This is a genomic window from Streptomyces sp. CS113 (genome assembly GCF_002188365.1).
Lineage (GTDB): Bacteria > Actinomycetota > Actinomycetes > Streptomycetales > Streptomycetaceae > Streptomyces > Streptomyces tendae.
This window is the reverse complement of sequence record NZ_KZ195574.1, coordinates 6,525,663-6,540,092: the sequence shown is the minus strand read 5'-3', so window position 1 is coordinate 6,540,092 and position 14,430 is coordinate 6,525,663. Positions and strand designations below refer to the sequence as shown.

General features: G+C 72.9%; 11 protein-coding genes. 4 read left to right on the top strand and 7 right to left on the bottom strand.

The window, feature by feature from the left end; translation table 11 throughout:
• Window position 1: 1 nt before the first annotated feature.
• The 5 genes from B9W62_RS29335 to uvrC all read right to left on the bottom strand — a co-directional run bounded on the left by B9W62_RS29335 (window position 2) and on the right by uvrC (window position 8,630).
• The gene (locus tag B9W62_RS29335; protein ID WP_087809969.1) at window positions 2-3,001 is read right to left on the bottom strand and encodes a M14 family metallopeptidase; all 3,000 of its coding nucleotides are present in this window, start codon (window positions 2,999-3,001) and stop codon (window positions 2-4) included.
• 248 nt (window positions 3,002-3,249) lie between these two features.
• Window positions 3,250-4,242, bottom strand: a complete 993-nt coding sequence (whiA, locus tag B9W62_RS29330) for a DNA-binding protein WhiA (RefSeq protein WP_059300230.1) — start codon at window positions 4,240-4,242, stop codon at window positions 3,250-3,252.
• Window positions 4,233-5,324, bottom strand: coding sequence for a gluconeogenesis factor YvcK family protein (gene yvcK / locus B9W62_RS29325; RefSeq protein ID WP_087809968.1), 1,092 nt, complete (start codon window positions 5,322-5,324; stop codon window positions 4,233-4,235). The genes whiA and yvcK overlap by 10 nt, the downstream gene beginning before the upstream one ends.
• Before the next feature lie 7 nt (window positions 5,325-5,331).
• Complete coding sequence (gene rapZ / locus B9W62_RS29320) at window positions 5,332-6,429, bottom strand: RNase adapter RapZ (protein ID WP_179235726.1); 1,098 nt, start codon at window positions 6,427-6,429, stop codon at window positions 5,332-5,334.
• Window positions 6,426-8,630 carry an excinuclease ABC subunit UvrC gene (gene uvrC / locus B9W62_RS29315; protein ID WP_087809966.1) on the bottom strand — a complete coding sequence of 735 codons (2,205 nt, stop codon included), beginning with the start codon at window positions 8,628-8,630 and terminating at the stop codon, window positions 6,426-6,428. Before uvrC ends, rapZ begins: the two co-directional genes overlap by 4 nt.
• 349 nt (window positions 8,631-8,979) lie before the next feature.
• On the opposite strand from uvrC, the gene B9W62_RS29310 reads away from it, so the two are divergent.
• On the top strand, window positions 8,980-9,930 hold the full coding sequence (locus tag B9W62_RS29310) for a hypothetical protein (protein ID WP_087809965.1): 951 nt from the start codon (window positions 8,980-8,982) through the stop codon (window positions 9,928-9,930).
• A 27-nt stretch (window positions 9,931-9,957) separates the two neighbouring features.
• Here the strand turns inward: B9W62_RS29310 and B9W62_RS29305 are convergent, their stop codons facing one another.
• Entirely contained in the window at window positions 9,958-10,383 is a 426-nt protein-coding gene (locus tag B9W62_RS29305; protein ID WP_087809964.1) for a Rieske (2Fe-2S) protein, read from the bottom strand.
• Between the two features lie 313 nt (window positions 10,384-10,696).
• Between B9W62_RS29305 and B9W62_RS29300 the strand changes: the two genes are divergently transcribed.
• Both B9W62_RS29300 and B9W62_RS29295 read left to right on the top strand, forming a co-directional pair.
• Complete coding sequence (locus B9W62_RS29300; RefSeq protein ID WP_087809963.1) at window positions 10,697-11,782, top strand: LacI family DNA-binding transcriptional regulator; 1,086 nt, start codon at window positions 10,697-10,699, stop codon at window positions 11,780-11,782.
• Window positions 11,779-12,687: a carbohydrate kinase family protein gene (locus B9W62_RS29295; protein WP_087809962.1), complete on the top strand. Its 909-nt coding sequence runs from the start codon at window positions 11,779-11,781 to the stop codon at window positions 12,685-12,687. Before B9W62_RS29300 ends, B9W62_RS29295 begins: the two co-directional genes overlap by 4 nt.
• 142 nt (window positions 12,688-12,829) lie before the next feature.
• Here B9W62_RS29295 and B9W62_RS29290 read toward each other — a convergent pair whose 3' ends face one another.
• Window positions 12,830-13,693 carry a helix-turn-helix domain-containing protein gene (locus tag B9W62_RS29290; RefSeq protein WP_087809961.1) on the bottom strand — a complete coding sequence of 288 codons (864 nt, stop codon included), beginning with the start codon at window positions 13,691-13,693 and terminating at the stop codon, window positions 12,830-12,832.
• Window positions 13,694-13,796: 103 nt separating this feature from the next.
• On the opposite strand from B9W62_RS29290, the gene B9W62_RS29285 reads away from it, so the two are divergent.
• Window positions 13,797-14,369, top strand: coding sequence for a YceI family protein (locus B9W62_RS29285; protein WP_087812160.1), 573 nt, complete (start codon window positions 13,797-13,799; stop codon window positions 14,367-14,369).
• Window positions 14,370-14,430 lie beyond the last annotated feature (61 nt).

The window sequence follows — 14,430 nt, the reverse complement described above, 5'->3', positions numbered from 1 at the left end:
TTCACTCGTCCAGGGCACGCAGCGCCTGCCGGACCAGTGCCGCGCGGGCGGCCGGTTCGGCGAGGTGCTCCAGGCCGAAGCCGAGCAGCACGGTGTCGTCCGTGGTGACGGCGCCGTAGGTCTGGAAGAGGGTCCCGGTGCGGGTCCAGTCCTTCAGGACCGCGGGGCTGCCCGCCGGAGGCCCGGAGACCTGCCAGGCGCCCAGCGAGGTCTCGAAGCCCTCGGTCTGCGTCGCCGCGCCCCCGACGACCAGGGAGGCCTCGTCGGCGAGGACGCCGCGGCCGCCGCTGCCCGGGTCGGTGACGTAGGCGATCGACAGCTCCACGGACTTCCCGGCGTAGGCGCTCAGGTCGAACTCCACCTGCTTCCAGCCGCCGGAGGAGCCGGTGAGGCTGTTCCACTGCCCGCTGGTGCCGGTCGCGGTGCAGCCGTCGTCGGACAGGGTCAGATAGTGCGCCAGCCAGGGGTGCCCGGCCAGGTAGAACCCGGCCGCGCACTCGGCGGGCACGGCCGTGCCGGTGGCGCCGTTCGCCTCGGGCAGCGTGGTCCAGTCGTCGGCGCCGGTGGTGTGCGCCTCGACCAGGGCGTGGTCGTAGCCGCGCTCGGTGTCCCACAGCAGCTGGGTGCGGAGCGTGGGGCGGTCGGCGGCGGTGACACCGGTGAGGTCGACGGTGCGGGTGAGGCGCTTGTAGGCGTCGTCGGTGTGGACGGCGGCGGCCATCCACTCCCCCGCGTACGGCCCGTACGGATTGACCGTCCCGGCGAACTTCCCGGCGCCCGCGCTCGCGAACTGCGGGTAGGTGCCGGGGTCGAGCTCGTCGGAGGTCACGCTGTACGCGCCGGCGGCGTCCAGCGGGTTGCCGGGGGCGTCGCCGAGGGTGCCGTCGGCCTTGTCGAGCTTGCCGGAGCCGGTGAACCCGGTGGCGTCGGAGGTGGCGGTGCGGGTGTAGGCGCCCAGGTAGTACTGACTGAAGTCGTCGGAGAGGGTGCCGCCGTCGAGGTCGACGTCGCCGCCGGCCTGCTCGCCGGCCTCGATCAGCTTGCCGCCCTCGTTGAGGAAGGCGCGCAGCTTGAGCTGGGTGGCGTTGCCGGGCACCGCGGCGCCCGTGTAGTGGACGACGGTGCCGAAGTGGCCGAGGACGCCGAGCGCGTCGGGCGCGCCCTGCGTGGCGACGTCCCAGACGGCCGCGCGGTGGCCGGTGGCCTTGAGCGCGTCGACGTACGTCTGGGTCTGGGTGGCCTTCGCGCCCTCCTCGGCGACGACGAGGACGTCGGCGCGGGGCCGCTCGGCGACCGTGTAGGTGAAGTGCTCGCTCTCGGTGCGCTTGCCGTGCTTGCCGCTTGCTCCGTGCCGGTCGTGGCTGTCGTGGGTGCCGCGCGGCGTCTCGCCGGTGAACCAGACCTCGACGCGGTCGCCGGGGCCGGCGCCCCTGACCTCGGCCCGGTACTCGTCGAAGTACAGGTTGTCCTCACCGCCGTACGTCTCGCCGCCCCGCCAGGGCCGCAGCGCCGTGTCGTGGGTGCGTCCGCCGTTGACGCGGTACTTCAGCTCCTTGTCGCGCACGGACTTGCGGACGACGACGGAGACCTCCTGGTCGGCGCCGCGTGCGTAGGAGGCGGTGAAGGGGGCCGGGGTGAAGTCGGCGGCGTCCAGGCCGACCGAGGAGGACGGCCGGTCGGGGTGGGCGGCGGACTCGGCGACGGAGAGCGCGAAGGGGATGTTCTTGGCGAACTCCTGCTGGATCAGCTTCTCGTCGTCGGGGAAGTTGAAGCCCGACTGGCAGTCGCGCGCGTTCCACGGGTCGCCGGGGTCGAGGTCGGAGGCCGTCTGGCAGGTCGACATCTCCGGGGTGAACATCGCCATGCCGTTGACGTTGGCCGCGTGCCCGTCGGCCTCGCCGTTGGTGGTGTACAGCTCCGAGGAGACCTGCGGGTGGTAGCCGGGGATCGCGGAGTTGTCGGGGGTGCCGGCCAGCGCCTCGTAGAGGACGTCGTCCGGGGTGTTGGTGGCCACCTGCCAGCCGACGCCGTAGAGGAGGAGTTCGGCGGCGGAGTGGTAGTTGATGCCGTACGTGAAGCCGATCCGCTTCTGGAAGGCGTCGAGTGCCTTGGTCTCGGGCTCGGAGCCGGGGCTCGCGCCGCGGTAGGTCTCGCTGGTGGGGTTGGGGGACGAGCCCTCGTCGTCGTAGCCCCACTTGTAGGCGAAGTTGCGGTTGAGGTCGACGCCGTCGCCGGTGCTGATGGTGCCGTCGCCGTTGACGTCGCGCAGGTTCTTGCGCCAGAGGCGGTTGTCGGTGTTCTCGAAGGTGTAGTCGTAGCCGTCGGGGTTGGCCGACAGGACGAACCACAGCTCGGTGGAGTCGACGATCTCCCTGATCCGCCGGTCCTTCTTGTAGTTGTCCAGGTAGTGGTGCATCAGCCGCCGGGTCATCTCCGGGGTGATCCACTCGCGCGCGTGCTGGTTGGACATGTAGAGGACGGAGGGCTTGGAGCCGTCCTTGGACTTCTTCGCGTGCTTGGTGAGCTTGAGCGCCAGGATGTCCTGGCCGTTGACCGTCTTGCCGAGGGAGACGACCTTGGTGAGGCCGGGGTTCTGCTGGGCGGTGCGCAGGATCTCCTCGCGCAGTCCGCCGTTGCCGCTGTAGGGGCGGAAGACGCCGTCGGCGGCGCTTTCGACGCGCTTCTCGGCCTGGGTGGACAGGGTGTGCTCGGTGAGGTCGACGCCCTGTTTCTCCAGCGTGCCGGCCTGCTTCTCGGTGAGGTACAGCTCGACTGCCGCCGTACCCCGGTCGGGTACCTGCTCGCCGAGTTCGTGGCCGTCCTGACCGGCGGCCAGCAGCAGGGGTACCTGCTCGCGGGTGACGTCGGCGCGGAAGACCTTCACTTCGTTCGCGTCCGGGGTCTCCGGATGCGCGGGTTGTGCCTGGGCGATGGGCGCGAAGCTCGCTCCGCCGATCAGGAGCGCGCCGACGGCGAGGATCGATCTCGCTCTTCGTCTCATGAACCCCCCTAGATGGGGCCTGTCCGACAGGCCTGCGTCCGCCACAGCGGCGAACAGATGCCAGGCTCATGACAGCTCATGATCGAGTCAAGAGTGCGGCAAGGACACGCGAAAGCCGGTGCCGATCACCCAAGTGGGCGCCGGCACCGGCTCGTTGTCCTCGTTCCGTACGGCCCGGGGCACGGGGGCCGGGGGCACGGGGGCACGGGGACCCTGGAGTACGGGGCCCGGGGGCCGGAGGCATCCGGTCAGCCGACGAGGTTGTCGGCCATCTCCTCCTCGCCGAGGTTGGCGTCCGTACCGGCGATGCCGAGGTCCGAGGCCCGCTTGTCGGCCATGGCCAGCAGGCGGCGGATGCGGCCCGCGACGGCGTCCTTGGTCAGCGGCGGGTCGGCGAGGGCGCCCAGCTCCTCCAGGGAGGCCTGCTTGTGCTCCATGCGCAGCCGCCCCGCCGCGGCGAGGTGCTCGGGCACGTCGTCGGCGAGGATCTCCAGGGCCCGCTGCACCCGGGCACCGGCGGCGACCGCCGCGCGGGCGGAGCGGCGCAGGTTGGCGTCGTCGAAGTTGGCGAGCCGGTTGGCGGTGGCGCGGACCTCGCGCCGCAGCCTGCGCTCCTCCCAGGCCAGCACCGAGTCGTGGGCGCCGAGCCGGGTGAGCAGGGCACCGATCGCGTCGCCGTCGCGGACCACGACCCGGTCCACGCCGCGCACCTCGCGGGCCTTGGCCGGGATCGACAGCCGGCGGGCGGCACCGACCAGGGCAAGCGCAGCCTCGGGTCCCGGGCAGGTCACCTCCAGGGAGGAGGAGCGGCCGGGCTCGGTGAGCGAGCCGTGCGCGAGGAACGCCCCGCGCCAGGCCGCCTCGGCGTCGCAGGTGGCCCCCGAGACCACCTGCGGCGGCAGGCCCCGGATCGGGCGGCCCCGGCCGTCCACCAGGCCGGTCTGCCGGGCCAGCTGGTCACCGCCCGCGACCACCCGGACCACGAAACGCGAACCGCGGCGCAGCCCGCCCGGCGCCATCACGATCAGCTCCGAGCTGTGCCCGAAGATCTCCAGGATGTCCCGCTTGAGCCGTCGCGCCGCGTTCCCGGTGTCCAGCTCCGCCTCGATCACGATGCGTCCGCTCACCAGGTGGAGGCCGCCGGCGAACCGCAGGACGGCGGAGACCTCCGCCTTTCTGCAGCAGGTCCGGGTGACGGGGAGCTGGGAGATCTCGCTCTTCACCGCTGCCGTCATCGCCATGGGCCGATCCTTCCATGCATCCGAAAAATACGGTCGTACGCGGCGGCCAGCAGCTCCGGGTCGTGCCTCGGGGTCCCGTCGGTCCGGGCGACCGGAGCCAGCTCGACCGCGGCGCCGAACCGTTTCGCGGCGTCGGTGAGCGAGTCACGGTCGGGCACGGCGGCCTCGTCGGCCAGCACCACGTCCAGGGCGAGTTTAGGGGCGTGTCGTCCCAAAACCTCCAAATGACGCTGCGGGGAGAAGCCCTCAGTTTCTCCGGGCTGCGGGGCGAGGTTCAGCGAGAGCACCCGGCGCGCCTTCGTCTCGACCAGCGCGTCCAGCAGATCCGGCACGAGCAGGTGCGGGATGACCGAGGAGAACCAGGAGCCGGGACCGAGCACCACCCAGTCGGCGTCCAGGACGGCGTCGACCGCCTCGGGGACGGCCGGCGGGTCGCTGGGCACCAGGTGCACGGACTGCACCTCGCCGGGCGTGAGCGCCACGGTCGCCTGCCCCCGTACGGTGTCCACCTCGTCGGGCCGCTCCGGGTCGTGGCCCCTGACCAGGGCCTGGAGCTCCAGCGGGACGGCGGACATGGGCAGCACCCGACCGTGTGCGCCGAGCAGCTTGCCCACCAGGTCCAGCGCCTGGACGTGGTCGCCGAGCTGCTCCCACAGGGCGACGATCAGCAGATTGCCGACCGCGTGTTCGTGCAGGTCGCCCTGGGACTGGAAGCGGTGCTGGATGACGCGGGCCCAGGTCTGGCCCCAGTCGTCGTCGCCGCACAGCGCGGCCAGCGCCTTGCGCAGGTCGCCGGGCGGCAGGACGCCCAGCTCGTCGCGCAGGCGCCCGCTGGAGCCGCCGTCGTCGGCGACGGTGACGACGGCGGTGAGGTCGCCGGTGATCCGGCGCAGTGCGGCGAGCGAGGCGGACAGGCCCATGCCGCCGCCGAGGGCGACGACCTTGGGCTGGGTGCCCCGGCGGCGCGGCTTGCCGCCGCGCGTCTGTTCGGGCCGGGCGGCGCGGGCGTCGGCCGGTCTGCCGCCGCGTCCCTCGGGCACCACCCGGCGCAGCCTGCTCAGCCGCGGAGTGCGTCCTGTCATTCCCCTGTCATTCCCGTCCCATGTCCCGGTGGACGACCACCGTCTCCACGCCCTCGGCGGCGAGCCGGGCGGCGAGCTTCTCCGACATGGCCACGGACCGGTGCTTGCCGCCGGTGCAGCCGACGGCGACGGTCACATAGCGCTTGCCCTCCCGACGGTAGCCCGCGGCGATCAGCTGGAGCAGCTCGGCATAGCGGTCGAGGAACTCCTTGGCCCCCGGCTGGTTGAGGACGTAGCTGGAGACCTCCTCGTTGAGGCCGGTGAAGGGGCGCAGCTCCGGGACCCAGTGCGGGTTGGGCAGGAAGCGCATGTCGACGACGAGGTCGGCGTCGACCGGGAGGCCGTACTTGAAACCGAAGGACATCACCGTGGCCCGCAGCTCGGGCTCCTCCTCGCCGGCGAACTGGGCGTCCATCTTGGCGCGCAGCTCGTGCACGTTGAGGCTGGAGGTGTCGATCACCAGGTCCGCGTCGCCGCGCAGCTCGCGCAGGAGCGTGCGCTCGGCGGCGATGCCGTCGACGATCCGGCCGTCGCCCTGGAGGGGGTGCGGGCGGCGCACCGACTCGAAGCGGCGCACCAGGGCGTCGTCGGAGGACTCGAGGAAGACGATCCGGCGGGTGACGCCGCGGGCGTCGAGGTCCGCGAGGGACTCGCGCAGATTGTCGAAGAAGCGCCGGCCGCGGACGTCGACGACCACCGCGATGCGGGCCACGTTGCCCTGGGATCGGGCGCCCAGCTCGACCATGGTGGGGATCAGCGCGGGCGGCAGGTTGTCGACGACGAACCAGCCGAGGTCCTCCAGACACTTGGCGGCCGTGGAGCGGCCTGCCCCGGACATGCCGGAGATGATCACCAGCTCGGGGATGGCCGCCTCGTGCGCCCCGGCCGTTTCCTTGCCCGTACTCACCTGTGCTCCGTCGTCGCGGGTCTGTTCCCGTTCGGCTGTGCCCTGGGCCTTTTCTCGTCCCGTCGCGGGCTGCGCCTGATCTCGCTCCGTCGCAGGCTGCGCCTGTTCTCGTCCCATCGGCGGCTGCGCCTGTTCTCGTTCCGCTGCGGGCCGTACCTGTTCTGGTTCCGCTGCGGGCCGTGCCTCGTGGTCGTTCATCTCTCCTGCCCCCGTCGTTCGTCCGGGGTGCCCGCGGACACGGGCTCCCCCGGGGCATCCGCCGTCGTCTCGGGTGCCCCGTCGTCGTCATCCATGATCTCTCCGGTCGCCGTGTTCACGGCGGGCGCGGCCGGGGTGGCCCTGGCAAGGGCCACGGCGACGGTCTCGGCCGTCTTGCGGCCTATGCCGGGCACCTCGCAGATCTGGTCGATCGTCGCCGACCGCAGCTTCTTCACCGAACCGAAGTGCTTGATCAGCGCCTGTTTCCGGGTCTCCCCCAGGCCGGGCACGTCGTCCAGCGGACTGGAGCGGAAGCGCTTGGCGCGCTTGGCGCGCTGGTAGGTGATCGCGAAGCGGTGGGCCTCGTCGCGGACCCGCTGGAGCAGATAGAGGCCCTCGCTGGTGCGGGGCAGGACGACCGGGTCGTCCTCGCGCGGCAGCCAGACCTCCTCCAGGCGCTTGGCGAGACCGCACACCGCGATGTCGTCGATGCCCAGGTCGTCCAGCGCCCGCTGGGCGGCGGCGACCTGGGGCTGCCCACCGTCGACGACGACGAGCTGGGGCGGGTAGGCGAACCGCTTGGGCCGGCCGTCGTCGTCCTTGAGCGCCGGGCCGTCCGTGGGCGCGGGTGCGGGTGCGGGCTCTTCCGTCAGTGCCGGACCGTGCGTGAGTGCCGGACCGCCGTCCGTGGGCACCGGACCGCCGTCCGTGGGTACCGCGCCGTTCTCCGCGGCGTCCGCGCCGGTCGTGGGCCGGTCGCCGTCGGTCAGTCCCTCGCCGTCCGCCCACTCGCCGGTCTTCTCCTTCTCGGCGAGGTAGCGGCGGAAGCGGCGGGTGATGACCTCGTGCATGGAACGGACGTCGTCCTGTCCCTCGAAGCCCTTGATCTGGAACCGCCGGTATTCGCTCTTCCGGGCCAGCCCGTCCTCGAAGACGACCATGGAGGCCACGACGTCGTCGCCCTGGAGGTGCGAGATGTCGTAGCACTCGATCCTGAGCGGAGCGCTGTCCAGGTCGAGGGCCTCGGCGATCTCCTCCAGCGCGCGCGAGCGCGTCGTCAGGTCGGAGGCGCGTTTGGTCTTGTGCAGGACGAGGGCCTGCTGGGCGTTGCGCTGGACGGTCTCCATCAGCGCCTTCTTGTCGCCGCGCTGCGGGATGCGCAGCGACACCCCCGATCCGCGGCGCTCGGTCAGCCACTGCTGGACGGGCTCCACCGGGTCGGGCAGGGCGGGGACCAGGACCTCCTTGGGGACGGTGTCCCCCCTCTCCTCGCCGTACAGCTGCTGGAGGGCGTGCTCGACGAGGGCGCCGGTGGTGATCTCCTCCACCTTGTCGGTGACCCAGCCGCGCTGACCGCGCACGCGGCCACCGCGCACGTGGAAGATCTGGACGGCCGCCTCCAGCTCGTCCTCGGCGACGGCGATCAGGTCGGCGTCGGTGGCGTCGGCGAGCACCACCGCGCTCTTCTCCATGGCCTTCTTGAGCGCCCCGATGTCGTCCCGCAGGCGGGCCGCCCGCTCGTACTCCATCTCCTCGGCCGCCTCGGCCATCTGCCGCTCCAGGCGGCGCAGGTAGGTGCCGGTGCGGCCGGCCATGAAGTCGCAGAACTCGTCGGCCAGGTCCCAGTGGTCGTCGGGGGTGATGCGGCCGACGCAGGGCGCCGAGCACTTGCCGATGTAGCCGAGCAGACAGGGGCGGCCGGTGCGGGCGGCGTTCTTGAAGACGCCCGCGGAGCAGGTGCGCACCGGGAAGACGCGCAGCAGGAGGTCGACCGTGTCCCGGATCGCCCAGGCGTGCCCGTACGGCCCGAAGTAGCGCACGCCCTTCTTCTTCTGGCCGCGCATCACCTGGACGCGGGGGAACTCCTCGTTCATCGTGACCGCGAGGTACGGGTAGCTCTTGTCGTCGCGGTACTTGACGTTGAACCGGGGGTCGTACTCCTTGATCCAGGAGTACTCCAGCTGGAGCGCCTCGACCTCCGTGGACACCACCGTCCATTCCACGGACGCGGCGGTCGTGACCATGGTGCGGGTGCGCGGGTGCAGGTTCGCCAGGTCCTGGAAGTAGTTCGCCAGGCGCTGGCGCAGGCTCTTCGCCTTTCCGACGTAGATCACCCGGCGGTGCTCGTCACGGAACCTGTACACCCCCGGGGAGTCCGGGATCTCTCCCGGCCTGGGGCGGTAGCTGGAGGGGTCGGCCATGACTCACACCCTACTGGCGCGGACCGACACTTCGACGGGGCTGTGGACGACGGGCCGGGCCCCCTGTGGACAACCGTCGGGGCAGGCCGGGGAGGACGGTGCGGGACCGGTCGGTCACGCCGGGTGGCCCTTGTGGCGAGGGCCCGTGCGTTCTCGGCCAGGAGCGCACGGCGGTCGGGCGCCAAGTGTTGTCCGGACTAGGTCAACACGCTTCAATGCGGAGGGACTCGGGGCCCTGAAGCGCGGCGTACGGATGTGAAGACCTCTGCGCCGCGACCGGGGGGCGGCCCCGGCCGATCCGTGTCGACGGCCTGACCAGCCGTCGTGAACTTCACAGAAGGGCCCCTGCATGCCGCACGCCACACAGCACGCGGACGTCGCCACCGCGCAACTCGACTCTGCCCTGCGCGGCGGCCCCTTCCACGTCGCCCTGCGGGCGGCGATCGCCGCCCGCGGACTGCCGCTCCAGCGTGTGCAGCACCATCTGTCGCGCCACGGGGTGAAGGTGGGCGTCACGAGTCTGAGCTACTGGCAGCAGGGCGCCCGGCGTCCGCAGCGTCCGGAGTCCCTGCGGGCCGTGCGCGCCCTGGAGGAGATACTCCAGTTGCCCGAGGAGTCGCTGATACGCCTGCTCTCCGAGGCCGACGCGGAGACCTCGGAGCGACCGCCCGCGGGCCGCTCCTACCGCGCCCACCTGGCGGCCTCGGGCGTCCTGGACGGGCTGCTGGCCGAACTGGGGTACCCGGCCCCGGACGGCGGGGTGCACACCCTCGGGCATCACGAACGGATCCGGATCGGGCCCGGCCGTGAGCTGGCCGGACGCGAGTCGCACCTCATCGTCCGCGCCCACCACGACGGCGTCGACCGCTTCGTCGCCGTCCATCACGGCGATCCGGGGTGCGTTCCCGCGCGGATGAGCGTCCGCGCACTGGAGAACTGCCGCACCGGACGTGTCCGCACCCACCAGGAGACCGGTGTCCTCGTGACGGAGCTGCTCTTCGACACGCGGCTGCGGGCGGGCGACACCCACCTCTTCCGCTACGGCGTCGAGGACGGCACGGCCGGTGTGTCGCGCGAGTACGTCCGCGGGTTCGGCACGGCGGGCGGGCAGTACGCACTCCAGGTGCGCTTCGACGCCGCGGCCCTCCCGGTGCGCTGCCACCGGTTCACGCAGCACTCCCCGGCGGCACCGCGCGGCGGGCGGCAGGAACTGGCGCTCAGCGGGCAGCACCGCTCGGTGCACCTCGTGGAGCCGCGGATCAGGTCGGGGATGCTGGGGATCGGCTGGGACTGGGAGTAGGGCACCGGCCGCGCCGGCCCCTGCCGGTCAGGTCCCCGGGCTCGCGACGATCCGGCCCTGCTTCACCTCGACGGGCAGTTCGACGAGCGGCACGGTCGCCGGGGCGTGCAGCACCTCGCCGGTACGGGCGTCGAACTCGCTGCCGTGGCAGTCACAGACGAGCTTGGTCCCCGCCAGCTTCTTGATCGGGCACCCCGCGTGCGTGCACACCGTGCTGAACGCCTTCAGGGAACCGTCCGCGGCCCGGCTGACCACCACGTTGCCGTCCGGGAAGAGCTTGGTCGCGCCCTTGGCGACCTCCCCCTCCGCACCGAGATCCACGGGCGCGGTCGGCCTGGCCGGCGCGGCACCGTCGTCGCCCGGGGAGCAGGCGGCCAGGCCGAGGCCCACGACGGGCGTGGCGGCGGCCGAACGCAGAACGGTACGGCGGCTCGGGGCGGGACGGCCGGACATGCGATCTCCACTGGTCGGGGCGGGTGCCGGGGCGAGTGTGTGAGCTGGCGCGGGCGGGGTGTGCGGGTGCAGGGCGACGATATCCGGCGGGCCGGGTGGCCCGGGCGGGAGGGTCTCCGCCGAGGCCTCCACCGTGGTCTACGCCGAGGTTCCCGCCGAGGCCTCCAACGGGACCGTCGGCGGGGTCTCCATCGAGACCGTTGGCGGGGTCTTTCAGCGCGGTCGCGTAAACGCTTGCGCAAGCGTTTACGCGACCGCGGGGCATGGGGTACGGTCCCGCCACGACGCGACCGCACGCGAAGGGGGTACGCCGGTGGCGACCATGGCTGACGTCGCACGGTGCGCCGGGGTCTCCGTGGCGACCGTCTCGCACGTGCTCAACGACACCCGCCCGGTGCTCCCGCACACCCGTCAGGCGGTGCTGGACGCCGTCGAGGAGCTGGGCTACACGACGAACACCCTGGCCCGTTCCCTGGTGACCGCCCGCACCCGCTCCATCGGGCTCGCGGTGTCGGCGATCAGCAACCCGTACTTCACGGAGATCCTCCAGGGTGTCGAGGCCGGCGCCCTGGAGCACGGTTACAGCCTGCTCATCGCCGATCCGCACGACGACCCCGGGCACGAGTGCAAAGTGGTCCGGCTGCTGCACGAGCGGCGGGTGGACGGCATGATCGTCGCGCCCTCCGCCGCACCCCGGGACCTCCTCGCCTACCTGACGCGCCACCGGGTGCCGACCGTCTTCCTCGACCGCATCGTCGACGTGCCGGAGAGCGCGGACGCCCCGCGCTTCGACCAGGTCTGCGCCGAGAGCGCCGAGCCCACGACGGGGCTGGTGCGCCATCTCGCCGGACTGGGCCACCGCCGGATCGGCCTGGTCGCGGGCCGGCCGGGACTCAGCACCACCCGCGAGCGGATCACCGGGTACCGGCACGGCCTCGCCGCCGCCGGGCTGCCGTTCGACGAGCGGCTGCTGGCCCACGGCGACTCCGAGGCGGCCGGCGGCGAGCGGGCCACGGCGGAGCTGCTGTCCCTGGCGGTGCCGCCCACCGCACTGGTCACCGCCAACAACGCGACGACCATCGGCGCCCTGCGCGCCCTCCGGGACCGGGGGCTGTCCGTGCCCGGTGACCTCGCCCTGTGCTGCTTCGACGACTTCGCCTGGGCGGATCTCTTCTCCCCCCGGCTCACCGCCGTCGCCCAGCCCAGCAGGGACATCGGGGCGTGGGCCGTCCGGCTGCTCCTCGATCGCCTCGCCGCACCGGACCGGCCCGCGCGGACCCTGCGGCTGCCCTGCACCTTCGTCCACCGTGACTCCTGCGGCTGCGCCGAGCGGCCCACACCGCTCTCCGGGCAGTCCGGGGAAGCCCATGCCAAGGCCCACGAAAGGACCCTTCCGTGATCGTCGTCGCCGGTGAGGCACTGATCGACCTGGTACCGCAGGGCACGGGCGCCCTCGCCGCACTGCGGCCCGCGCTCGGCGGCGGTCCGTACAACACGGCCGTCGCGCTGGGCCGCCTCGGCTCACCCGCCGCGTTCTGCTCGCGGGTGTCGTACGACGCCTTCGGCGAGGCGTTGCTGGACCGGCTGCGCGAGACCGGCGTCGACGTCTCCCCGGTGCAGCGCGGGCCCGAGCCGACGACCCTCGCCGTGGCCTCGCTCGACGCGGACGGTTCGGCCGCGTACTCCTTCTACGTGGACGGCACGGCCGACCGGCTGTTCCGGCTGCCCGCCGGTCTGCCGCCGGGCACCCGGGCCGTCTCCTTCGGGACCTGTTCGCTGGTGCTGGAGCCGGGCGCGAGCGCGTACGAGGAACTGCTGCGCGAGACGGCCGCGCGGGGCGTGTTCACCGCGCTGGACCCCAACATCCGGGCCGGGCTGATCCCGGACCCGGACGCCTACCGGGCCCGGTTCAAGAGCTGGCTGCCGTCGGTGTCGCTGCTGAAGCTGTCCGCCGAGGACGCCGAGTGGCTCGGCGGCACGCCCGGGGAGTGGCTCGCGGCGGGACCGGCCGCGGTCGTGGTCACCCGGGGCGGCGACGGATTGACGGCGTACACCCGTGACGGGGGCCAGTACACGGTGCCGGGCGAGCGCGTCGAGGTGGTGGACACCATCGGAGCGGGCGACACGGTCAACGCGGCGCTCCTGCACGGACTCGCGGCGCGGGACGCGCTCGACGACGCGGCCGTGGCCGCGCTGGGACCGGAGGGCTGGGCGGGGCTGCTGGGCTTCGCCGCCCGCGCGGCGGCGGTCACCTGTTCCCGTGCGGGCGCGGAACCGCCGTACGCCCACGAGGTCGCCGTCTGACGGCGGCGCGACGGCTGCCGACACCGGCCGCGGGTCCGGCATTCCGGTCCGCGTCGGGGGCCGGGACCGGGGCTGGGTCTGGGCCCGCGTCCGTGTCGGGGTCCGGGTCCGCGTCCGGGGCCGGTGGGCGGTGGGCGGTTTCTCAGACCGCCCGGCGTACGGCCCGCAAGGCACCGGGACGGCGGCCGTTCAGGCGGTCCAGGGCGGCGGCGGTGGCATCGTCCGCGGGCAGGTGCACGACGATCCGCCGGCCCTCCTCCGGCAACGTCAGCGTCTCGTGCAGCAGCCGCAGCGGTCCGGCCTCGGGGTGCACCATGAGCTGGGTGCCGACCCGCCGGGCCGCCGCGCCGAGGTCGGAGAACCGGTCGGTGAAGGCCGCCCCGGCGGTCAAGGTCAGCTCTTCGGCCAGGTCGTTCACGTACGGGTCCCGCAGTGGAGCCTCTTGCCGGAGCTGGGCGACCATGTCGTCGGCCACCCGGTCCCAGTCGGGGTAGGCGACCCGCGCACGCGCGTCGGTGAACACGTACCGCAGCAGGTTGGGCCGCTCGCCGTCCAGCAGTCCGATGGGGCCGGTCAGCCGGGCATAGCCGCCGGTGTGGGCGAGGACGTCACCGACCCAGTCGAGCACCACGGCGGGAGCGGGTTCCATCCGGTCCAGGACGGCCCGCACGGTGGGGCGCACGCCGCCGCCGCGCGCCGGGGCCGCGGCGCACAGCAGCGGGTCGCCGCCGTCGGCCTCCTTGGTCAGGCGGCGCAGCATCATCCGCTCCCGCAGGGACAGGCCCAGTGCGTCGGCCAGGGCACCGAGCACCTGGACCGACGGGTTGCGGTCACGTCCCTGTTCCAGCCGGGTGAGGTACTCGACGCTGACGCCGGCGAGGGTGGCCAGCTCGGCGCGGCGCAGGCCCGGAGTACGGCGGCGGGTGCCGGCGGGGAGCCCCACCTCGGCCGGGGTGACGGACTCCCGCATGCGGCGCAGGAACGTGCCCAACTCGTTGTCGCTCACGCCTTCGAACGTACCAACGCGCACGCGCGAAAGGGTGGCCCTGCGACTACCACGCTCGGGCCGGTCTCCCTCCGTGGGCTGCTCGGCCCGCACGGTGGACGGCATGACGAACGACACCCGCACTGACACCCGCACGCCCGCCGCTCCCCTGCCCATCGCTCCCGGTGCGTGGGCCCTCGACCCGTTCCACTCCTCGGTGAACTTCACCATCCGCCACCTCGGGATCGCGAAGGTGCGGGGCCGTTTCACCGGGTTCGACACGGAGCTGCACGTCGGCCGCACGGCCGAGGAGGTCCGGGTGACCTCGACGATCGACCTGGCCTCCATCGACACCGGGAACGCCGACCGGGACGCGCACGTCCGGGCCTCCGACCTGCTCGACGTGGAGAAGCGGCCGACGATGTCCTTCCGCTCGACCCGGGTCTCGGGTGCGGGCGACGACTGGACCATGGACGGCGAGCTGACGATCGGCGACGTGACCCGCCCGGTGACCCTGGCCGTGGAGTTCGGCGGGCTGGTGGACGTCCCGATGGAGGGCGGCGGCCGGCACGCCGGGTTCGAGGCGACCGGTGAGATCCGGCGCAGCGAGTACGGCCTGGATTTCGCTCCGGGGCTGCTGGGTGAGGTCGTGAAGATCCAGCTCGACATGCAGTTCGTGGAGCCGGCCGGCGCCTGAGGGACGGACCGTGTGCACGGCGCCGGGCCCCACGGATGATCCGTGGGGCCCGACGCCGTCC